General features: G+C 53.7%; 16 protein-coding genes and 1 pseudogene. 5 read left to right on the top strand and 12 right to left on the bottom strand.

The genetic code is table 11. The features are described from left to right. Positions 1 to 36: 36 nt before the first annotated feature. Together FQ015_RS12765 and FQ015_RS24210 are read left to right on the top strand one after the other, a co-directional pair. Positions 37 to 651 (top strand): IS1096 element passenger TnpR family protein, encoded by a 615-nt coding sequence (locus FQ015_RS12765; protein WP_160524123.1) that lies wholly within the window; start codon positions 37 to 39, stop codon positions 649 to 651. Between the two features lie 44 nt (positions 652 to 695). Next, positions 696 to 767, top strand: a pseudogene (locus FQ015_RS24210) (CcdB family protein); the annotation flags it as partial. Here FQ015_RS24210 and apaH read toward each other — a convergent pair. From apaH to lptD, 6 genes are read right to left on the bottom strand one after another with little or no spacing between them, the layout of a single operon-like run. After that, complete coding sequence (gene apaH, locus FQ015_RS12760; RefSeq protein ID WP_000257189.1) at positions 764 to 1,612, bottom strand: bis(5'-nucleosyl)-tetraphosphatase (symmetrical) ApaH; 849 nt, start codon at positions 1,610 to 1,612, stop codon at positions 764 to 766. The pseudogene FQ015_RS24210 and the gene apaH overlap by 4 nt on opposite strands. A gap of 6 nt (positions 1,613 to 1,618) precedes the next feature. Continuing rightward, entirely contained in the window at positions 1,619 to 1,996 is a 378-nt protein-coding gene (gene apaG / locus FQ015_RS12755; RefSeq protein ID WP_000610901.1) for a Co2+/Mg2+ efflux protein ApaG, read from the bottom strand. 2 nt (positions 1,997 to 1,998) lie between these two features. Further along, a complete protein-coding gene (gene rsmA, locus FQ015_RS12750; RefSeq protein WP_001065391.1) occupies positions 1,999 to 2,820 on the bottom strand; it encodes a 16S rRNA (adenine(1518)-N(6)/adenine(1519)-N(6))-dimethyltransferase RsmA in 822 nt (273 codons plus the stop codon). Further along, positions 2,817 to 3,806, bottom strand: a complete 990-nt coding sequence (pdxA, locus tag FQ015_RS12745) for a 4-hydroxythreonine-4-phosphate dehydrogenase PdxA (RefSeq protein ID WP_160524122.1) — start codon at positions 3,804 to 3,806, stop codon at positions 2,817 to 2,819. Before pdxA ends, rsmA begins: the two co-directional genes overlap by 4 nt. Continuing rightward, positions 3,806 to 5,092, bottom strand: coding sequence for a peptidylprolyl isomerase SurA (surA, locus tag FQ015_RS12740; protein ID WP_160524121.1), 1,287 nt, complete (start codon positions 5,090 to 5,092; stop codon positions 3,806 to 3,808). Before surA ends, pdxA begins: the two co-directional genes overlap by 1 nt. A gap of 52 nt (positions 5,093 to 5,144) precedes the next feature. Next, positions 5,145 to 7,499, bottom strand: coding sequence for an LPS assembly protein LptD (gene lptD, locus FQ015_RS12735; RefSeq protein WP_000746151.1), 2,355 nt, complete (start codon positions 7,497 to 7,499; stop codon positions 5,145 to 5,147). A gap of 254 nt (positions 7,500 to 7,753) precedes the next feature. Here lptD and djlA point away from each other — a divergent pair, with 254 nt between their 5' ends. After that, entirely contained in the window at positions 7,754 to 8,569 is an 816-nt protein-coding gene (gene djlA, locus FQ015_RS12730) for a co-chaperone DjlA (protein WP_001200573.1), read from the top strand. Positions 8,570 to 8,639: 70 nt separating this feature from the next. Here the strand turns inward: djlA and rluA are convergent, their stop codons facing one another. The 6 genes from rluA to araB all read right to left on the bottom strand — a co-directional run bounded on the left by rluA (position 8,640) and on the right by araB (position 18,830). Continuing rightward, positions 8,640 to 9,299: a bifunctional tRNA pseudouridine(32) synthase/23S rRNA pseudouridine(746) synthase RluA gene (gene rluA / locus FQ015_RS12725; protein WP_115738986.1), complete on the bottom strand. Its 660-nt coding sequence runs from the start codon at positions 9,297 to 9,299 to the stop codon at positions 8,640 to 8,642. An 11-nt stretch (positions 9,300 to 9,310) separates the two neighbouring features. Beyond that, positions 9,311 to 12,217 (bottom strand): RNA polymerase-associated protein RapA, encoded by a 2,907-nt coding sequence (gene rapA / locus FQ015_RS12720; RefSeq protein ID WP_001117011.1) that lies wholly within the window; start codon positions 12,215 to 12,217, stop codon positions 9,311 to 9,313. A gap of 163 nt (positions 12,218 to 12,380) precedes the next feature. Continuing rightward, complete coding sequence (gene polB / locus FQ015_RS12715) at positions 12,381 to 14,732, bottom strand: DNA polymerase II (RefSeq protein ID WP_160524120.1); 2,352 nt, start codon at positions 14,730 to 14,732, stop codon at positions 12,381 to 12,383. A gap of 74 nt (positions 14,733 to 14,806) precedes the next feature. Next, a complete protein-coding gene (gene araD / locus FQ015_RS12710) occupies positions 14,807 to 15,502 on the bottom strand; it encodes an L-ribulose-5-phosphate 4-epimerase (protein WP_000888658.1) in 696 nt (231 codons plus the stop codon). Between the two features lie 114 nt (positions 15,503 to 15,616). Next, positions 15,617 to 17,119 carry an L-arabinose isomerase gene (gene araA / locus FQ015_RS12705; protein WP_000151726.1) on the bottom strand — a complete coding sequence of 501 codons (1,503 nt, stop codon included), beginning with the start codon at positions 17,117 to 17,119 and terminating at the stop codon, positions 15,617 to 15,619. Between the two features lie 10 nt (positions 17,120 to 17,129). Then, positions 17,130 to 18,830: a ribulokinase gene (gene araB, locus FQ015_RS12700; RefSeq protein WP_160524119.1), complete on the bottom strand. Its 1,701-nt coding sequence runs from the start codon at positions 18,828 to 18,830 to the stop codon at positions 17,130 to 17,132. A 338-nt stretch (positions 18,831 to 19,168) separates the two neighbouring features. Between araB and araC the strand changes: the two genes are divergently transcribed. After that, positions 19,169 to 20,047 carry an arabinose operon transcriptional regulator AraC gene (gene araC / locus FQ015_RS12695; RefSeq protein WP_115738992.1) on the top strand — a complete coding sequence of 293 codons (879 nt, stop codon included), beginning with the start codon at positions 19,169 to 19,171 and terminating at the stop codon, positions 20,045 to 20,047. An 85-nt stretch (positions 20,048 to 20,132) separates the two neighbouring features. Next, on the top strand, positions 20,133 to 20,897 hold the full coding sequence (locus tag FQ015_RS12690) for a DedA family protein (RefSeq protein ID WP_160524118.1): 765 nt from the start codon (positions 20,133 to 20,135) through the stop codon (positions 20,895 to 20,897). The last annotated feature ends 55 nt before the right edge of the window (positions 20,898 to 20,952 follow it).

The raw sequence follows: 20,952 nt of genomic DNA, 5'->3' as shown, positions 1-20,952 counted from the left end.
CAAGATAAAGTGTTTACATGGCATAAGGAGGCCGATGTGAATTACTTTTATCAACTTAAAATTACGCTTAAACATGTCGAACCGGCAGTCTGGCGCCGGTTTGTTGTTCCCGCCAATCTGACGCTTGATCGATTACACGATGTTGTGCAGATCGTCATGGGGTGGGATGACAGTCATTTGCACAATTTTAAATTCAAAAAGCAAATTTATACGGAATTCCCCGAAGCGGTAAATGAGACGGATGAAGCTGAAATTCGGCTAAACGAACTGCTTAAGAGTAAAAGGAATAAATTAACCTACACCTATGATTTTGGTGATTGCTGGGAGCATGAAATCGTCCTTGAAGATAAAAGCCACTTTGGGGATGAAATGCAGACTCCTTTTGAGTGCGTTGAAGGCTCGATGATGTGTCCTCCTGAAGATATCGGTGGACCTGAAAGCTACATGCATTTTTTGAAGGTTATTTTTGATCCGCAGAATAATGAAGAAGAGTATGAAGCGTATCTTGAGATACTGGGCCTGGAAGAAAAGAGTAATAGTGATATTAAGGAATTCATTTTCAGCTATGACCGTGATGTTGTGAATGCAGCCCTGCAATTATATGCGCGCTGGTCGCGAGAGCGTGCGCTAGCCTTCGATGACGATTATTGAGCCATAAAATGTAGCGCGGAGTTGTTTTGCCGCGCTGCTTTGTTGAATTTTGCGATGCCAGCGCGCACCGAACTTTGATTAAAGGAGCATTAGATTTTATGCTCGACGGGATTTAAGACGCGACCGCCTCTCCCTCACCCATATCTTTATGCCGGTTCGACGGCTGGACAAAATACTGTTTATCTTCCCAGCGCAGGCAGGTTAATGAACCGCCCCAGCAACAGCCGGTATCCAGCGCGTAAATACCTTCCGGCGTACCTTTGCCTTCCAGCGATGCCCAGTGACCAAAGGCGATGCTGTACTCTTCAGCGACGGGGCCAGGAATCGCAAACCACGGTTTCAGTGGGGCAGGGGCTTCTTCCGGCGATTCTTTGCTGTACATATCCAGTTGACCGTTCGGGAAGCAAAAGCGCATACGGGTAAAGGCGTTGGTGATAAACCGCAGTCTTCCCAGCCCCCGCAATTCCGGTGACCAGTTATTTGGCATATCGCCGTACATGGCATCCAGGAAGAAGGGATAGGAGTCGCTCGACAGCACCGCTTCTACATCGCGCGCGCATTCTTTGGCAGTCTGCAGATCCCACTGCGGCGTGATCCCTGCGTGGGCCATCACCAGTTTTTTCTCTTCGTCGATTTGCAGCAGAGGCTGGCGACGCAGCCAGTTAAGCAGCTCGTCGGCATCCGGCGCTTCCAGCAGCGGTGTCAGGCGATCTTTCGGTTTATTGCGGCTGATCCCGGCAAATACCGCCAGCAGATGCAGATCGTGATTGCCCAGCACCAGACGTACGCTGTCGCCTAAGGATTTCACATAGCGCAGAACATCCAGCGAACCAGGGCCGCGCGCGACCAGATCGCCTGTCAGCCAGAGGGTGTCTTTCCCAGGGGTAAATTCTACTTTATGCAGCAATGCGATCAGTTCATCGTAACAACCATGAACGTCGCCAATAAGGTATGTCGCCATATTCTTTTAATGAATGAGTGTGGGAACGGCGAGTCGGAATACGGGAATGTCGATGCTGAAAGGGACGCCATTTTCATCGATCATTTCGTAGTGACCCTGCATGGTGCCCAGCGGGGTTTCAATGATTGCACCGCTGGTGTACTGGTACTCTTCGCCAGGCGCGATAAGTGGCTGGACGCCAACCACTCCTTCGCCCTGGACTTCGGTTTCACGGCCATTGCCATTGGTGATCAGCCAGTAACGCCCCAACAACTGCACTGGCGCTCGCCCCAGATTGCGTATGGTTACGGTATAAGCAAAAACGTAACGTTCATTATCAGGTGAAGATTGTGCCTCAATGTAGACGCTTTGAACCTGAATACACACTCGGGGCGAATTGATCATCGTTAACTCTCCTGCAAAGGCGCGTTCTCCGCCAGATAGTTCGCCATCTGGCAATATTGCGCGACAGAGATATTTTCCGCTCGCATCGCCGGGTCGATCCCCATTCCCGTTAACACCTCGACGCTAAACAGGTTGCCGAGGCTGTTACGAATGGTTTTACGACGCTGGTTAAAGGCTTCGGTGGTGATGCGGCTCAACACGCGAACATCTTTGACCGGGTGAGGCATCGTTGCATGAGGAACCAGGCGCACGACGGCGGAATCCACTTTGGGTGGTGGTGTAAAGGCTGACGGCGGAACTTCCAGCACCGGGATCACGTTGCAATAGTATTGCGCCATGACGCTTAATCGACCATACGCCTTGCTGTTCGGTCCTGCAACCAGACGATTCACCACCTCTTTTTGCAACATAAAGTGCATGTCGGCAATGGCATCAGTATAGCTAAACAGATGGAACATCAACGGCGTGGAGATGTTATAAGGCAGGTTGCCGAAAACACGCAGCGGCTGGCCCATTTTTGTAGCCAGTTCGCCAAAGTTAAAGGTCATCGCATCCTGCTGATAAATCGTCAGTTTCGGGCCTAAGAATGGATGCGTTTGCAGACGTGCCGCCAGATCGCGGTCAAGTTCGATGACCGTCAGCTGGTCCAGACGTTCGCCGACCGGTTCGGTCAATGCCGCCAGACCGGGGCCGATTTCGACCATCGCCTGGCCCTTCTGCGGGTTAATGGCAGAAACAATGCTGTCGATCACGAACTGATCGTTGAGAAAGTTTTGCCCGAAGCGTTTACGGGCTAAGTGGCCCTGGTGGACTCGATTATTCATTGGGTGTTAACAATCATTTTGATGGCGAGATTAAGCGCCGTAATAAAACTGCCGACATCGGCTTTGCCACGTCCCGCCAGTTCAAGCGCGGTGCCGTGGTCCACTGATGTGCGAATAAAGGGCAGGCCCAGCGTAATGTTCACACCGCGCCCGAAGCCCTGGTATTTTAGCACGGGAAGACCCTGATCGTGGTACATCGCCAGCACGGCGTCGGCGTTATCGAGATATTTCGGCTGAAACAGGGTATCGGCAGGCAGCGGCCCGTTAAGTTTCATCCCCTGCCCCCGTAACTCGTCGAGCACCGGAATGATAGTGTCTATCTCTTCCGTACCCATATGACCGCCTTCGCCCGCGTGCGGATTCAGCCCGCAGACCAGAATGCGCGGTTCGGCAATACCAAATTTGGTCCGCAAATCGTGATGCAAAATAGCAATGACTTCGTGCAAAAGCGCAGGGGTGATAGCGTCTGCGATATCGCGCAGCGGTAAATGCGTCGTTGCCAGCGCCACGCGAAGTTCTTCGGTCGCCAGCATCATTACCACTTTTTTCACCTGCGAACGCTCTTCGAAAAACTCGGTATGACCGGTAAACGGAATGCCTGCGTCGTTAATGACGCCTTTATGCACGGGGCCTGTGATCAGCGCAGCAAATTCACCGTTCAGACAGCCATCACACGCTCGCGCCAGCGTCTCCACCACATAATGCCCATTTTCAACCGCTAACTGCCCCGCAGTGACAGATTCACGTAGCGCGACAGGAAGTAGCGTTAATGTGCCCGCAGTTTGCGGTTGTGCAGGGGAGTTGGGGGTATAAGGGCGGAGGGTGAGCGGCAAACCGAGCATCGCTGCCCGGTCGGTAAGGAGAGTGGCATCGGCACAAACAACCAGTTCGACCGGCCACTCACGCTGTGCAAGCTGGACAACTAAGTCCGGGCCAATCCCGGCGGGTTCGCCGGGAGTGATCACAACACGTTGGGTTTTAATCATTAGTTGCTCAGGATTTTAACGTAGGCGCTGGCACGTTGTTCCTGCATCCAGCTTGCTGCTTCTTCCGAGAACTTACGGTTCATCAGCATGCGGTATGCACGATCTTTCTGCGCAGCGTCGGTTTTATCGACATTACGGGTATCCAGCAGTTCGATTAAATGCCAGCCGAATGAAGAGTGAACCGGTGCACTCATTTGACCTTTGTTCAGGCGGGTCAGGGCGTCACGGAAGGCCGGATCGAAAATATCTGGCGTAGCCCAGCCGAGATCACCGCCCTGGTTAGCAGAGCCTGGATCCTGAGAAAACTCTTTCGCTGCGGCAGCAAAAGTCGTTTTACCACTCTTGATATCGGCAGCAATCTGTTCCAGTTTCACGCGGGCCTGTTCGTCAGTCATGATCGGCGACGATTTCAGCAGAATATGGCGAGCATGAACTTCGGTCACCGAGATATTTTTGCTTTCGCCGCGCAGGTCGTTAACTTTCAGAATATGGAAGCCAACGCCGGAACGAATCGGGCCAACAATGTCGCCTTTCTTCGCGGTGCTTAATGCCTGGGCGAAGATCCCCGGCAACTCCTGAATACGGCCCCAGCCCATCTGGCCGCCGTTCAGCGCCTGCTGGTCGGCAGAATGAGCAATCGCCAGCTTACCGAAATCAGCGCCGTTACGCGCCTGATCGACAATGGCACGCGCCTGGCTTTCCGCTTCGTTCACCTGATCAGAGGTCGGGTTTTCTGGCAGCGGAATCAGGATGTGGCTCAGGTTCAGCTCAGTGCTGGCATCGTTTTGGTTACCCACCTGCTGCGCCAGAGATTCAACTTCCTGCGGCAGGATAGTGATGCGACGACGCACTTCGTTGTTACGCACTTCAGAGATAATCATCTCTTTGCGGATCTGGTTACGATAGGTGTTGTAGTTCAGACCGTCGTAAGCCAGACGGCTGCGCATCTGATCCAGCGTCATGTTGTTTTGCTTCGCGATGTTAGCAATCGCCTGATCGAGCTGCTCATCGGAGATTTTCACTCCCATTTTCTGCCCCATCTGCAGGATGATTTGATCCATGATCAAACGCTCCATGATTTGGTGGCGCAGCGTAGCATCATCAGGAAGTTGCTGCCTTGCCTGGGCAGCGTTCAGTTTTACCGACTGCATTAATCCATCAACGTCGCTTTCCAGCACGACGCCGTTATTGACGACGGCTGCGACTTTATCGACTACCTGGGGGGCAGCGAAACTGGTATTCGCGATCATGGCGATACCGAGAAGCAGCGTTTTCCAGTTCTTCATACTTTTTCCATTTCAATTAACCGCACTGCGGATTACGTGGTAAATCAACAAATCACAAAGTGTTTTGATACGGCAGAATGTTCGAACGCAGCATCTCTTGCGTACCCAGACCGTAGTTGGAGCTCAGGCCGCGAAGTTCGATGTTAAAGCCGATTGCGTTGTCATATACCGCATGTTGTTTATCGTTATCCCAACCGTTCAGCTTCCGCTCGTAACCGACGCGAATCGCATAGCAGCAGGAGCTATATTGCACACCTAACATAGAGTCGGCTTGCTTGTTCGCATTGGTGTCGTAGTAGTAGGCCCCGACAATTGACCAACGATCGGCAATTGGCCAGCTGGCGACGGCACCTACCTGCGAAATACCATTCTTATATTGCTCTGCCGTGGAATAGTACTTAGGCAGCGTAGCCTGAATATATTCCGGGCTGGCGTAACGGTAGTTCAACTGCACCAGACGGTCTTCATCCCGACGGTATTCAATGCTGGAGTTACTGGTGGCTACGTTATCCAGGCGCGTGTCGTACTGAATCCCGCCACGCAACCCCCAGCGCTCGGAGATACGCCAGTAGGTATCGCCTGCCCATACCAGTGAGCCCGTTTTGTCGTCATTCTCCCATGTTATGTTGTCATCGCCAGTGCGAGACTCCGTGAAATAGTAGATTTGACCAACGGAAATATTAAAACGTTCAACGGCAGCATCATCATATATGCGAGATGTGACACCGGTCGTCACCTGGTTAGCGGAGGCAATACGGTCAAGACCGCCATAAGTCCGGTCCCGGAACAGGCCTGAGTAGTCAGATTGCAGCAGAGACGAGTCGTAGTTATAGATGTCGCTCTGATCGCGATACGGCACGTACAAATACTGCGCGCGCGGTTCCAGCGTTTGGGTATAACCCGGTGCCAGCATTTCCATATCGCGTTCAAAGACCATTTTGCCGTCAACTTTGAATTGCGGCATTACGCGGTTAACGGATTCGTCCAGCTTGGTTGTGTTTCTGGAGTTATACCAGTCAAGGTTGGTTTGCTGATAATGGGTTGCCAGCAACTTCGCTTCGGTATTGATGCTGCCCCAGTTATTAGAGAGCGGCAAATTGATGGTCGGTTCCAGGTGAACACGGGTTGCTTCAGGCATGTCGTCTCTGGTGTTAACAAAGTGCACAGCCTGGCCGTAAATGCGCGTATCAAATGGACCAACATCATTCTGGTAGTAGTTAACGTCTAACTGCGGCTCTGCCGAGTAGCTACTGGTGTTCTGTTCGCTGAAGACCTGGAACTGCTTGGTTGAAACGGTGGCATTGAAGTTTTGTACCGCATAGCCAACGCTGAATTTTTGCGTTGCGTAGCCGTCAGTACTGGAACCGTACTTGTTATCGAAATCATTGAAGTAGCTAGGATCGCTGACCTTGGTGTAGTCGACGTTGAAACGCCACACCTGATCCATGACCCCGGAGTGGTTCCAGTAGAACAACCAACGACGTGAACTGTCATCGTTCGGGTGTTCATCTTCATAGACTTTATCGGAAGGCAGATAGTCCAGTTCCATCAAACCTGCGCCCGCCTGGGAGAGGTAGCGGAATTCGTTCTCCCACATGATGTTGCCACGACGATGCATATAATGCGGCGTGATGGTGGCATCCATATTTGGCGCAATGTTCCAGTAATATGGCAGGTAGAACTCAAAGTAGTTGGTGGTGGTGTACTTGGCGTTCGGGATCAAGAAACCAGAACGACGTTTGTCACCCACCGGCAACTGCAAATATGGGCTATAAAAGATCGGTACCGGACCCACCTTAAAGCGGGCGTTCCAGATTTCCGCAACTTGTTCTTCGCGGTCATGAATAATTTCGCTACCTACTACGCTCCAGGTGTCGGAACCCGGCAGACAGGAGGTAAAGCTACCGTTATCCAGAATGGTATAGCGGTTTTCACCACGTTGTTTCATCAGGTCCGCTTTACCGCGACCCTGGCGACCCACCATCTGGTAATCACCTTCCCAGACGTTGGTATCTTTGGTGTTCAGGTTCGCCCAGCCTTTCGGCCCTTTGAGGATGACCTGGTTATCGTCGTAATGGACATTACCGAGCGCATCAACGGTACGTACTGGCTCCGGCTGTCCTGGTGCCTCTTTTTGATGGAGCTGCACTTCGTCGGCCTGCAGACGGCTGTTACCCTGCATGATATCCACGCTGCCAGTAAACACGGCGTCATCCGGGTAGTCCCCTTTCGCGTGGTCAGCATTGATAGTCACGGGTAAGTCATTGGTATCGCCCTGTACCAGAGGACGATCATAGCTTGGCACGCCCAACATGCACTGTGAGGCGAGGTCGGCTGCCAGTCCCTGTTGACTATAAAGGGCGGTGGCAATCATGGTGGCCAGGAGAGTGGGGATACGTTTTTTCATACGTTGATTTTATTGTTCCATCATCGGTAACGTTGCGCGTGACAAACGGTCAGAGACTAACGTACTCGTCATCTCTACGCTAGTGTTAATCCTGTCCGAATAGCGTCAGTGGTGTTAGGCACGGCATTGAATGACAGGTATGATAATGCAAATTATAGGCGATGTCCCACAATTGACCGCAGCCGGAAAACGGTAAAAGCACCTTTATATTGTGGGAGATAGCCCTGATATCCGTGTGTCGATTTGGGGAATATATGCAGTATTGGGGAAAAATCATTGGCGTGGCCGTGGCCTTACTGATGGGCGGCGGCTTTTGGGGCGTAGTGTTAGGCCTGTTAATTGGCCATATGTTTGATAAAGCCCGTAGCCGTAAAATGGCGTGGTTCGCCAACCAGCGTGAGCGTCAGGCGCTGTTTTTTGCCACCACTTTTGAAGTGATGGGGCATTTAACCAAATCCAAAGGTCGCGTCACGGAGGCTGATATTCATATCGCCAGCCAGTTGATGGACCGAATGAACCTTCATGGCGCTTCCCGTACTGCGGCGCAAAATGCGTTCCGGGTTGGAAAATCAGACAATTACCCACTGCGCGAAAAGATGCGCCAGTTTCGCAGTGTCTGCTTTGGTCGTTTTGACTTAATTCGTATGTTTCTGGAGATCCAGATTCAGGCGGCGTTTGCTGATGGTTCGCTGCATCCGAATGAACGGGCGGTGCTGTATGTCATTGCCGAAGAGTTAGGCATCTCCCGCGCCCAGTTTGACCAGTTTTTGCGCATGATGCAGGGCGGTGCACAGTTTGGCGGCGGTTATCAGCAGCAATCTGGCGGTGGTAACTGGCAGCAAGCGCAGCGTGGCCCGACGCTGGAAGATGCCTGTAATGTGCTGGGCGTGAAGCCGACGGATGATGCGACCACCATTAAACGTGCCTATCGTAAGCTGATGAGCGAGCACCATCCGGATAAGCTGGTAGCAAAAGGTTTGCCGCCTGAGATGATGGAGATGGCGAAGCAGAAAGCGCAGGAAATTCAGCAGGCCTATGAGCTGATAAAGCAGCAGAAAGGGTTTAAATAAGTTTCAGGGTGAGTAAGAAGAGAAGGCCTTAGCGCCTTCTCCTGCCTACCTAATCGCGCTAGCAAGACTATTAAAAATCCGCTGGCGCTTTAAACGTCATACTATTGCCATACGCCGGATGGGTAATCGTCAGCATCTCTGCATGTAGTAACAAACGCGGTGCCATAGCTCTCGCTTCTGGTGATGCATAAAAACGATCGCCGAGAATCGGATGACCCAGCGCCAGCATATGCACACGCAACTGATGCGAACGCCCGGTAATCGGTTTTAACACCACTCTTGCCGTGTTATCCGCCGCATACTCCACCACTTCATATTCCGTCTGCGCAGGTTTACCTGTTTCGTAACAGACTTTCTGTTTCGGGCGGTTTGGCCAGTCGCAAATCAGCGGCAGATCTACCAGACCTTCCGCTGGGGATGGGTGCCCCCAGACGCGGGCCACATACTGCTTTTTCGGCTCGCGCTCGCGGAACTGGCGTTTTAATTCCCGCTCCGCGGCTTTGGTCAGCGCCACTACAATCACGCCGCTGGTAGCCATATCCAGACGATGCACCGATTCCGCCTGCGGATAATCACGCTGAATGCGCGTCATCACGCTGTCTTTGTGCTCCTCCAGACGCCCCGGCACAGACAACAAACCGCTCGGCTTGTTGACCGCCATAATGTGGTCATCCTGATACAGGATAACCAGCCAGGGCTCCTGCGGCGGATTGTAGTTTTCCATCCCCATTTTCGGCTCCGTTACTGATGCGTCACAACGATCAAACGCAGGGCATCCAGACGCCAGCCTGCCTGATCCAGGCTTTCCATTACCTGCTGACGGTTGCTCTCAATAGCAGTCAGTTCGTCGTCACGAATGTTCGGGTTCACTGCGCGCAGAGCTTCCAGCCGAGACAGCTCGGCAGACAGTTTTTCGTCGGCTTCGTTACGCGCTGCATCAATCAATGCTCGGGCAGATTTCTCGATCTGCGCTTCACCCAGCTGAAGGATAGCGTGAACATCCTGCTGCACGGCATTAACCAGCTTGCTGCCAGTGTGGCGGTTAACCGCGTTAAGCTGACGGTTAAAGGTTTCAAACTCCACCTGCGCCGCCAGGTTGTTGCCATTTTTATCCAGCAGCATACGTACCGGCGTCGGCGGCAGGAAGCGGTTGAGCTGCAACTGCTTCGGAGCCTGGGCTTCAACGACATAAATCAATTCCACCAACAGCGTACCTACCGGCAACGCTTTGTTTTTCAACAGTGAAATCGTGCTGCTACCGGTATCGCCAGAGAGGATCAGATCCAGACCGTTGCGGATCAGCGGATGCTCCCAGGTAATAAACTGCGCATCTTCACGCGCCAGCGCTACCTCACGGTCGAAGGTGATGGTGATGCCATCTTCCGACAGGCCCGGGAAGTCCGGCACCAGCATATGATCGGACGGCGTCAGCACGATCATGTTGTCGCCGCGATCGTCCTGATTGATACCGATAATATCGAACAGGTTCATGGCGAAGGCGATCAGGTTGGTATCGTCATCCTGCTCTTCAATGCTTTCAGCTAATGCCTGCGCTTTTTCGCCACCGTTGGAATGGATCTCCAGCAGGCGGTCACGACCCTGTTCCAGCTGTGCCTTCAACGCCTCGTGCTGCTCGCGGCAGTTTTTGATCAGATCGTCAAAGCCTTCGGTTTGATCCGGTGAGGCCAGGTAGTTAATCAGATCGTTATACACGCTATCGTAGATAGTGCGTCCGGTCGGGCAGGTGTGCTCGAATGCATCCAGACCTTCGTGATACCAGCGCACCAGCACCGACTGAGCGGTTTTTTCCAGATAAGGCACATGTATCTGAATATCGTGTGCCTGACCGATACGATCCAGACGACCAATACGCTGCTCCAGCAGATCCGGGTTGAACGGCAGATCGAACATTACCATGTGGCTGGCGAACTGGAAGTTACGCCCTTCAGAACCGATTTCCGAACACAGCAGCACCTGCGCGCCGGTGTCTTCTTCGGCAAACCATGCCGCAGCGCGGTCACGCTCAATAATCGACATGCCTTCGTGGAACACCGCGGCGCGGATACCTTCACGCTCACGCAGTACCTGCTCCAGTTGCAGCGCGGTAGCGGCTTTAGCGCAGATCACCAGCACTTTCTGAGAGCGATGGCTGGTCAGGTAGCCCATCAGCCACTCAACGCGCGGATCGAAGTTCCACCAGGTGGCGTTATCGCCTTCAAATTCCTGATAAATACGCTCCGGGTAGAGCATATCGCGAGCGCGATCTTCGGCACTTTTACGTGCGCCCATAATGCCGGACACTTTAATCGCCGTCTGATACTGCGTCGGCAGCGGCAGCTTAATAGTATGCAGCTCGCGTTTCGGGAAGCCTTTCACACCGTTACGCGTGTTACGGAACAGCACGCGGCTGGTGCCGTGGCGATCCATCAGCATGGAAACCAGTTCCTGACGGGCGCTCTGGGCATCTTCGCTGTCGCTGTTTGCCGCCTGCAGTAACGGCTCAATATCCTGCTCGCCGATCATCTCACCGAGCATGTTCAGTTCATCATTGCTCAGTTTGTTACCTGCCAGTAGCATGGCAACGGCATCTGCTACCGGACGATAATTTTTCTGCTCTTCAACGAACTGCGCGAAATCGTGGAAACGGTTCGGGTCCAGCAGACGCAGACGGGCGAAGTGGCTTTCCATCCCCAGTTGTTCCGGGGTCGCAGTCAGCAGCAGAACGCCGGGCACATGCTCTGCCAGTTGTTCAATGGCCTGATATTCACGGCTCGGCGCATCTTCGCTCCACACCAGGTGATGCGCTTCATCGACCACCAGCAGGTCCCATTCGGCTTCACAGAGATGTTCCAGACGCTGTTTGCTACGACGGGCAAAATCCAGCGAACAAATCACCAGCTGTTCGGTGTCGAACGGGTTGTAAGCATCGTGCTGAGCTTCGGCATAACGCTCATCATCAAACAGCGCAAAGCGCAGGTTGAAACGGCGCAGCATTTCTACCAGCCACTGATGCTGTAAGGTTTCCGGGACGATAATCAGTACACGTTCAGCAGCGCCAGAGAGCAACTGCTGATGCAGGATCATCCCGGCTTCAATGGTTTTCCCTAAACCCACTTCGTCAGCCAGCAGGACGCGCGGCGCATGGCGGCGACCAACATCATGAGCGATGTTGAGCTGATGCGGGATCAGACTGGTACGCTGACCGCGCAGGCCGCTGTACGGCATACGGAACTGTTCGCTGGAATATTTACGTGCGCGATAACGCAGAGCAAAGCGGTCCATACGGTCAATCTGCCCGGCAAACAGACGGTCCTGCGGTTTGCTGAACACCAGTTTGCTATCAAGGAAAACTTCACGCAGGGCTACGCCGGACTCTTCAGTATCCAGGCGAGTACCGATATAGGTCAGCAAGCCATTTTCTTCTTTTACTTCTTCGACTTGCATCTGCCAGCCGTCATGGCTGGTAATGGTATCACCAGGGTTGAACATCACGCGGGTCACGGGGGAATCACTGCGTGCGTACAGACGGTTTTCACCAGTAGATGGGAAAAGTAAAGTGACAGTTCGCGCATCCACCGCGACAACGGTTCCAAGTCCCAATTCGCTTTCTGTATCGCTGATCCAGCGTTGACCAAGTGTAAAAGGCATATGTGTTCGGCTCTATATCTTTAATTGCAGGCAATAACCACCCGCTACCGTGCTTATGAGGTAGTGGTGTTATTCAGGTCCAGGAATGGAAAGGGCGCTATGGTACTGGATGGCAAAGCATTCGTCACGCATCAAAATGGTATCTGGCGAACTCTTTTTTTGCTCAAAATAGCCCAAGTTGCCCGGTCATAAGTGTAGCAAAATTATCCTCAATAAAAGGGAGTATTCCCTCCGCTACCGGTTGCAGCTGGCGGGTCAGATAGTGTTCGTAATCCAGTGGTGAACGTTGGTAGTCCAGCGGCTCCGGGCCGTTGGTGGTCCATACGTACTTAATGGTGCCGCGGTTCTGATATTGCAAAGGGCGACCGCGCTTTTGGTTTTCTTCATCGGCAAGGCGTGCAGCGCGTACATGTGGCGGTACATTACGCTGATATTCGCTCAGCGGACGGCGAAGGCGTTTACGGTAAACCAGCCGTGCATCCAGTTCGCCTGCCATCAGTTTGTCGATGGTTTCGCGAACGTATTCCTGATATGGCTCGTTGCGGAAGATACGTAGATATAGCTCCTGCTGAAACTGCTGGGCCAGCGGTGTCCAGTCGGTGCGTACGGTTTCCAGCCCTTTAAACACCATCCGCTGTTTGTCGCCCTCCTGAATCAGTCCGGCGTAGCGCTTTTTGCTGCCCGTATCGGCCCCGCGAATGGTTGGCATCAGAAAACGGCAGAAATGGGTTTCATACTCCAGTTCTAATGCGCTGGTCAGCTGTTGTTTTTGCAGCGTTTCTGCCCACCAGGCGTTAACGTGCTGCACCAGTGCACGACCGATTTTCGCCGCTTCTTCTTCGGAGTGCGCGCCTTTCAGCCAGACAAACGTTGAGTCAGTATCGCCGTAGATTACGTCATAGCCCTGCGCTTCAATCAACGCTTTGGTTTGCCGCATGATCTGATGACCACGCATGGTGATTGACGACGCCAGGCGGGGATCGAAGAAGCGACAGGCGGTAGTCCCGAGCACGCCATAAAAGGCATTCATGATGATCTTCAGCGCCTGCGACAGTGGCTTATTGCCCTGGCGTTTGGCTTCATCGCGCCCGTGCCAGATGTTAGTCACAATCTCCGGCAGGCAATGTTTCTCCCGCGAGAACCAGGCATCGAGAAAGCCTTCGGTGCTGTGCTCTGGATCAGGCTGCGCCATGCCTTCCACCAGCCCGACGGGATCAATCAGATAGGTGCGGATGATCGAGGGGTACAGGCTTTTGTAGTCCAGCACCAGTACCGAATCATAAAGCCCAGGCCGCGAATCCATCACATAGCCGCCAGGGCTGGCGTGCGGCGGCACTTCGCCGAGATTAGGCGCGACATAACCAGCGCGATGCATTCGCGGAAAATAGAGATGACCAAACGCTGCCACCGACCCCCCGTGCCGATCTACCGGCAGGCCGTTAACCGTCGCTCGTTCGAGTAAAAACGGCATGATTTCAGTTTTGTGGAAGATCTGCGTCACCAGTTCGCAATCTTTCAGGTTATAAGTTGCCAGGGCAGGTTTATCTTCGGCGAAACGGCGGTCAATTTCGTCCATCCGATCCCACGGGTTATCGATAGATTTTCCTTCGCCTAATAACTCCTGAGCGACGGTTTCCAGCGAGAATGAAGAGAAATTCCAGAATGCAGATTTCAGCGCCTCAATACCGTCGATAATTAGCCGACCTTTGGCCTGGGCAAAAAAGACGCCGTTTTTAAAGCCGTGCTCGCGCCACTCCAGCTCACTGTTATCGCGCCCCAGACGCAGTGGAATACGGTAGCGCTCGGCATGTTTTTGCAGCATTCGCAGATCGAACTGCACCACGTTCCAGCCGATGATCACATCAGGATCGTGGTTAGCAAACCAGGCGTTGAGTTTTTCCAGCAGCTGCGGACGACTGGCGACGTACTCCAGTTCGAAATCAAGCGCGGAGGCATCGCCATTCTCCGGCCCCAGCATATAAACGATGCGCTGCCCGCAGCCTTCCAGACCGATGCAGTACAGTTCACCGTGGCGGGTGGTTTCAATATCAATAGAAACCCACTTGAGCGGCGGGCGGTAGTCGGGATGCGGTTTCAGACGGGCATTAACGATAGCGCCATTGCGCATATCACCCTCGACCCACACCGGAGAGGTGATAAACCGCTCCATCAGATAGCGTTCCGGCGGGCGCACATCGGCCTCGTAGACGGTAACGCCACCTTCACGCAGGCGCTTTTCGTAATTCATTAACTGGCGATGGGCGCGACAGTAAAGGCCATACACCGGCTGGCGATGAAAATCCTTTAACGCCAGCGGCGTCAGGCGAAAGCCTTGTTCACCCTGCAAAATATGCTGGGCGCGGGGAACCTGATCGGCGGGAATAAACGCCACGGACTCTTGCGGTGTAAGCGTAACCTGCAACGGCCCGTTGTCCGTCGCCAGCCAGAAGGAGACCTCTGTCCCTTGCGGGGTGTCCCGCCAGTGTCGGGTTAAGATAAAACCTGCCTGCGCCACGCTGAAATTCCAATAAAAAACCAGGCTTGATTATAGCCTGGTTTCGTTTGATTGGCTGTGGTTTTATACAGTCATTACTGCCCGTAATATGCCTTCGCACCATGCTTACGCAGATAGTGTTTATCCAGCAATGTTTGCTGCATATCCGGTAACTGCGGAGCAAGCTGGCGGCAGAAAATCCCCATATAAGCGACTTCTTCCAGCACGATGGCGTTATGCACTGCGTCTTCAGCGTTTTTACCCCATGCAAACGGGCCGTGAGAATGGACCAGAACGCCAGGCATTTGCGCTGCGTCGATACCCTGTTTTTCGAAAGTTTCAACGATGACGTTACCGGTTTCCCACTCATATTCGCCGTTGATTTCTGCGTCGGTCATTTTGCGAGTGCAGGGAATGGTGCCGTAGAAATAGTCGGCGTGGGTGGTGCCGGTTGCCGGGATTGACTGGCCCGCCTGCGCCCAGATGGTGGCATGGCGGGAGTGCGTATGCACAATGCCGCCAATGGACGGGAATGCCTGATAGAGCAGCCGGTGAGTTGGCGTGTCGGAGGAGGGCTTTTTCGTACCTTCAACCACTTCACCGGTTTCGATGCTGACCACGACCATATCGTCAGCGGTCATGATGCTGTAATCGACGCCGGAAGGTTTGATTACAAAGACGCCGCGCTCGCGATCAACGGCGCTGACGTTGCCCCAGGTCAGCGTGACCAGGTTGTGTTTTGGCAGCGCCAGGTTGGCTTCTAAAACCTGACGTTTGAGATCTTCTAACATGTTGACTCCTTCGTGCCGGATGCGCTTTGCTTATCCGGCCTACAAAATCGGAACGTGTAGGCCAGATAAGACGCGTCAGCGTCGCATCAGGCGTTACATACCTGATGCGGCTACTTAGCGACGAAATCCGTAATACACTTCGTTCCAGCGCAGTGCATCTTTAAACGCTGGCAGGCGGGTGTCGTTATCAATCACCGTGATTTCAATGTCGTGCATCTCGGCAAACTGGCGCATATCGTTGAGGTTCAACGCATGGCTGAAGACGGTGTGGTGCGCGCCACCGGCAAGGATCCACGCTTCGGAAGCGGTTGGCAGATCCGGTTGCGCTTTCCACAGCGCATTCGCCACTGGCAGTTTCGGCAAGGAGTGCGGAGTTTTCACCGTGTCGATGCAGTTAACCAGCAGACGGTAACGATCGCCGAGATCAATCAGGCTGGCGACAATGGCCGGACCGGTTTGGGTGTTGAAGATTAGGCGGGCCGGGTCGTCTTTACCACCAATACCGAGGTGCTGAACGTCGAGGATCGGTTTCTCTTCTGCGGCGATCGACGGGCAGACTTCCAGCATGTGGGAGCCGAGCACCAGGTCATTACCTTTCTCGAAGTGGTAGGTATAGTCCTCCATAAAAGAGGTGCCGCCCTGCAGACCGGTTGACATCACCTTCATGATGCGAAGCAGGGCGGCAGTTTTCCAGTCGCCTTCGCCCGCAAAGCCGTAGCCCTGCTGCATCAGACGCTGCACGGCCAGGCCTGGAAGCTGCTTCAGACCGTGCAAATCTTCAAAGGTGGTGGTGAACGCATGGAAGCCACCTTGTTCCAGGAAACGCTTCATCCCCAGCTCAATACGCGCAGCTTCCAGCACGTTCTGCCGTTTTTCGCCGTGGATTTGTGTCGCAGGCGTCATGGTGTAGCAGCTTTCGTACTCATCGACCAGCGCGTTAACATCGCCATCGCTGATGGAGTTCACCACCTGCACCAGATCGCCAACTGCCCAGGTATTGACGGAGAAACCGAATTTGATTTGTGCGGCAACTTTATCGCCATCGGTGACCGCTACTTCACGCATGTTATCGCCAAAGCGGCAAACTTTCAGATGACGGGTATCCTGTTTAGAGACCGCCTGACGCATCCATGAGCCGATACGCTCATGTGCCTGTTTATCCTGCCAGTGACCGGTAACGACGGCATGTTGCTGACGCATACGTGCGCCAATGAAGCCAAACTCGCGACCGCCATGTGCAGTCTGGTTCAGGTTCATAAAGTCCATGTCGATACTGTCCCACGGCAGCGCCGCGTTGAACTGGGTGTGGAATTGCAGCAACGGCTTATTGAGCATGGTCAGGCCGTTAATCCACATTTTGGCTGGAGAGAAGGTGTGCAGCCACACCACCAGACCAGCGCAACGATCGTCGTAATTCGCGTCACGGCAAATAGCGGTGATTTCATCCGGCGTGGTGCCCAGCGGTTTCAGCACCAGTTTGCAGGGCAGTTTCGCTTCCGTATTCAGCGCATTAACGACGTGCTCGGCATGTTGGGTGACCTGACGCAGGGTTTCCGGGCCATACAGATGCTGGCTGCCAATTACAAACCACACTTCATAATTATCAAAAATCGTCATTGTCGTGTCCTTATAGAGTCGGAACGGCCTGGGCAGCCTGTGCCGGGGCGGAAGTTGGAAGATAGTGTTGTTCGGCGCTCATCGCCCATTGCTGATAGCGGCGATAAAGCTGTTCAAAGCGTTGTGCCTGTTCGCTGCGCGGTTGCAGGGTTTTCTCTACCGCACTGGCCATTTTTTGCTGGGCTGATGGGATGTCTGCGTGCACTTTCGCGGCGACGGCAGCGAAAATCGCCGCACCGAGCGCACAGCACTGGTCAGAGGCAACAATTTGCAGCGGGCGATTCAGCACGTCGCAGCAGGCCTGCATAATGACCTGGTTTTTCCGCGCGATGCCGCCCAGCGCCATCACGTTATTAACGGCGATCCCCTGATCGGTAAAGCACTCCATGATTGCGCGTGCGCCAAAGGCGGTGGCAGCAATCAAACCGCCGAACAGCAGCGGAGCGTCGGTAGCGAGGTTCAGATCGGTAATCACCCCTTTCAGGCGTTGGTTAGCGTTTGGCGTGCGGCGGCCGTTAAACCAGTCGAGCACCACCGGCAGGTGATCCAGAGACGGATTTTTGGCCCATGCTTCGGTCAGCGCCGGAAGCAGTTGTTTCTGGCTGGCGTTGATTTGCTCTTTCAGTTCCGGATGCTGGGCGGCAAGCTGTTCCAGCGGCCAGCCGAGTACGCGACCGAACCAGGCGTAGATATCACCAAACGCCGACTGACCTGCTTCCAGACCGATAAATCCAGGCACCACGCTGCCATCAACCTGACCGCAAATGCCTTTAACTGCCCGCTCGCCAACGCTCTGTTTGTCGGCAATCAGAATGTCGCAGGTGGAAGTACCGATAACTTTTACCAGAGCGTTAGGCTGTGCGCCTGCGCCAACTGCGCCCATATGGCAGTCAAACGCGCCGCCGGAAATCACCACGCTTTCAGGCAGGCCGAGACGCTGTGCCCATTCCGGGCATAACGTGCCCACCGGAATATCGGCAGTCCAGGTGTCAGTGAACAGCGGGGAAGGCAAATGGCGATTGAGGATCGGGTCCAGTTCGTCAAAGAAACTGGCTGGCGGCAGGCCGCCCCAGCTTTCGTGCCACAGAGATTTATGTCCGGCGCTGCAACGTCCGCGGCGAATATCCTGCGGGCGCGTGGTGCCACTGAGCAGGGCGGGCACCCAGTCGCAAAGTTCAATCCACGATGCGGCAGATTGCGCTACGGCGCTGTCCTGGCGAGTCACATGCAGGATTTTTGCCCAGAACCATTCGCTGGAATAAATACCGCCAATATAGCGGGAGTAGTCAACTTTGCCCGGCGCGTGACACAAACGGGTGATCGCTTCCGCTTCTTCAACCGCGGTGTGGTCTTTCCACAATACGAACATCGCGTTCGGGTTTTCGGCAAACTCCGGGCGCAGCGCCAAGACGTTACCGTCGGCGTCAATCGGTGCGGGCGTCGAGCCGGTTGTGTCAACGCCAATCCCGACCACGGTTGCGCGCTGTTCGGCACTAAGCGCTGCAAGCACGGTTTTCAGCGCCGCTTCCATTGACTCAATGTAGTCACGCGGATGATGACGGAACTGGTTATTTGGGGCATCACAAAATTGCCCTTTCTGCCAACGGGGATACCACTCTACGCTGGTGGCGATCTCTTTACCGGTGGCGCAGTCCACCGCCAAAGCTCGCACAGAATCACTGCCAAAATCGAGGCCAATTGCAATCGCCATCGTTTCACTCCATCCAAAAAAACGGGTATGGAGAAACAGTAGAGAGTTGCGAAAAAAAGCGTCAGGTAGGATCCGCTAATCTTATGGATAAAAATGCTATGGCATAGCAAAGTGTGACGCCGTGCAAATAATCAATGTGGACTTTTCTGCCGTGATTATAGACACTTTTGTTACGCGTTTTTGTCATGGCTTTGGTCCCGCTTTGTTACAGAATGCTTTTAATAAGCGGGGTTACCGGTTGGATTAGCGAGAAGAGCCAGTAAAAGACGCAGTGACGGCAATGTCTAATGCAATATGGACAATTGGTTTCTTCTCTGAATGGCGGGAGTATGAAAAGTATGGCTGAAGCGCAAAATGATCCCCTGCTGCCGGGATACTCGTTTAACGCCCATCTGGTGGCGGGTTTAACGCCGATTGAGGCCAACGGATATCTCGATTTTTTTATTGACCGACCACTGGGAATGAAGGGTTATATTCTCAATCTCACCATACGCGGCCAGGGGGTGGTGAAAAATCAGGGACGAGAATTTGTCTGCCGACCGGGTGATATTTTGCTGTTCCCGCCAGGAGAGATTCATCACTACGGTCGTCATCCGGAGGCTCGCGAATGGTATCACCAGTGGGTTTACTTTCGTCCGCGCGCCTACTGGCATGAATGGCTTAACTGGCCGTCAATATTTGCCAATACGGGTTTCTTTCGCCCGGAGGAAGCGCACCAGCCGCATTTCAGCGACCTGTTTGGGCAAATCATTAACGCCGGGCAAGGGGAAGGGCGCTATTCGGAGCTGTTGGCGATAAATCTGCTTGAGCAATTGTTACTGCGGCGCATGGAAGCAATTAACGAGTCGCTCCATCCACCGATGGATAATCGGGTACGCGAGGCTTGTCAGTACATCAGCGATCACCTGGCAGACAGCAATTTTGATATTGCCAGCGTCGCGCAGCATGTCTGCCTGTCGCCGTCGCGTCTGTCGCATCTGTTCCGCCAGCAGTTAGGAATTAGCGTCTTAAGCTGGCGCGAGGACCAACGCATCAGCCAGGCGAAGCTGCTTTTGAGCACCACACGGATGCCTATCGCCACTGTCGGTCGCAATGTTGGCTTTGACGATCAACTCTATTTCTCGCGGGTATTTAAAAAATGCACCGGGGCCAGCCCCAGTGAGTTCCGTGCCGGTTGTGAAGAAAAAGTGAATGATGTAGCCGTCAAGTTGTCATAATTGGTAACGAATCAGATAATTGACGGCTTGACGGAGTAGCATAGGGTTTGCAGAATCCCTGCTTCGTCCATTTGACAGGCACATTATGCAAGCATTGCTGGAACACTTTATTACCCAATCCACCGTGTATTCATTGATGGCGGTAGTATTGGTGGCCTTTCTGGAGTCGCTGGCGCTGGTCGGTTTGATTCTGCCCGGTACGGTGCTGATGGCAGGACTGGGAGCGCTGATTGGCAGCGGCGAGTTAAGTTTCTGGCACGCCTGGCTGGCAGGGATTGTCGGTTGCCTGATGGGCGACTGGATCTCCTTCTGGCTGGGCTGGCGTTTTAAAAAGCCGTTGCATCGCTGGTCATTTCTGAAGAAGAACAAAGCATTACTCGATAAAACTGAACATGCGTTGCATCAACACAGCATGTTTACTATTTTGGTCGGTCGTTTTGTCGGCCCGACGCGTCCGCTGGTGCCAATGGTGGCGGGAATGTTGGATCTCCCGGTGGCGAAATTTATTACGCCAAATATTATCGGCTGCCTGTTATGGCCTCCGTTTTACTTCCTGCCGGGGATTCTGGCGGGCGCGGCGATTGATATTCCTGCCGGGATGCAGAGCGGTGAATTTAAGTGGTTGCTGCTGGCAACAGCGGTGTTTTTGTGGGTTGGCGGCTGGCTGTGTTGGCGGTTATGGCGCAGCGGCAAGGTAACTGATCGTTTAAGTCATTATTTGTCGCGCGGTCATTTGTTGTGGTTGACACCGTTGATTTCTGCCGTCGGTGTAGTGGCGCTGGTAGTGTTAATTCGCCACCCGTTGATGCCGGTATATATCGATATTTTGCGGAAAGTGGTTGGGGTTTAGGGGATAGTCTGTGCGGGTTGCCTGATGCGACGCTTGCCGCGTCTTATCAGGCCTA

It is taken from the genome of Escherichia sp. HH26CH, assembly GCF_009820205.1.
GTDB lineage: Bacteria > Pseudomonadota > Gammaproteobacteria > Enterobacterales > Enterobacteriaceae > Escherichia > Escherichia coli_F.
Note: the sequence above shows the minus strand (reverse complement) of the source record. Positions and strands in the feature narration are given on the sequence as shown.

Excerpts from the sequence above, each read along its gene's own strand:
- lptD (WP_000746151.1), bottom strand. The coding sequence starts at position 7,499 with ATGAAAAAACGTATCCCCACTCTCCTGGCCACCATGATTGCCACCGCC.
- rapA (WP_001117011.1), bottom strand. The coding sequence starts at position 12,217 with ATGCCTTTTACACTTGGTCAACGCTGGATCAGCGATACAGAAAGCGAA.
- FQ015_RS12690 (WP_160524118.1), top strand. The coding sequence starts at position 20,133 with ATGCAAGCATTGCTGGAACACTTTATTACCCAATCCACCGTGTATTCA.
- rsmA (WP_001065391.1), bottom strand. The coding sequence starts at position 2,820 with ATGAATAATCGAGTCCACCAGGGCCACTTAGCCCGTAAACGCTTCGGG.
- araC (WP_115738992.1), top strand. The coding sequence starts at position 19,169 with ATGGCTGAAGCGCAAAATGATCCCCTGCTGCCGGGATACTCGTTTAAC.
- rluA (WP_115738986.1), bottom strand. The coding sequence starts at position 9,299 with ATGGGGATGGAAAACTACAATCCGCCGCAGGAGCCCTGGCTGGTTATC.
- djlA (WP_001200573.1), top strand. The coding sequence starts at position 7,754 with ATGCAGTATTGGGGAAAAATCATTGGCGTGGCCGTGGCCTTACTGATG.
- araD (WP_000888658.1), bottom strand. The coding sequence starts at position 15,502 with ATGTTAGAAGATCTCAAACGTCAGGTTTTAGAAGCCAACCTGGCGCTG.
- surA (WP_160524121.1), bottom strand. The coding sequence starts at position 5,092 with ATGAAGAACTGGAAAACGCTGCTTCTCGGTATCGCCATGATCGCGAAT.
- araB (WP_160524119.1), bottom strand. The coding sequence starts at position 18,830 with ATGGCGATTGCAATTGGCCTCGATTTTGGCAGTGATTCTGTGCGAGCT.
- apaH (WP_000257189.1), bottom strand. The coding sequence starts at position 1,612 with ATGGCGACATACCTTATTGGCGACGTTCATGGTTGTTACGATGAACTG.
- araA (WP_000151726.1), bottom strand. The coding sequence starts at position 17,119 with ATGACGATTTTTGATAATTATGAAGTGTGGTTTGTAATTGGCAGCCAG.
- pdxA (WP_160524122.1), bottom strand. The coding sequence starts at position 3,806 with ATGATTAAAACCCAACGTGTTGTGATCACTCCCGGCGAACCCGCCGGG.
- apaG (WP_000610901.1), bottom strand. The coding sequence starts at position 1,996 with ATGATCAATTCGCCCCGAGTGTGTATTCAGGTTCAAAGCGTCTACATT.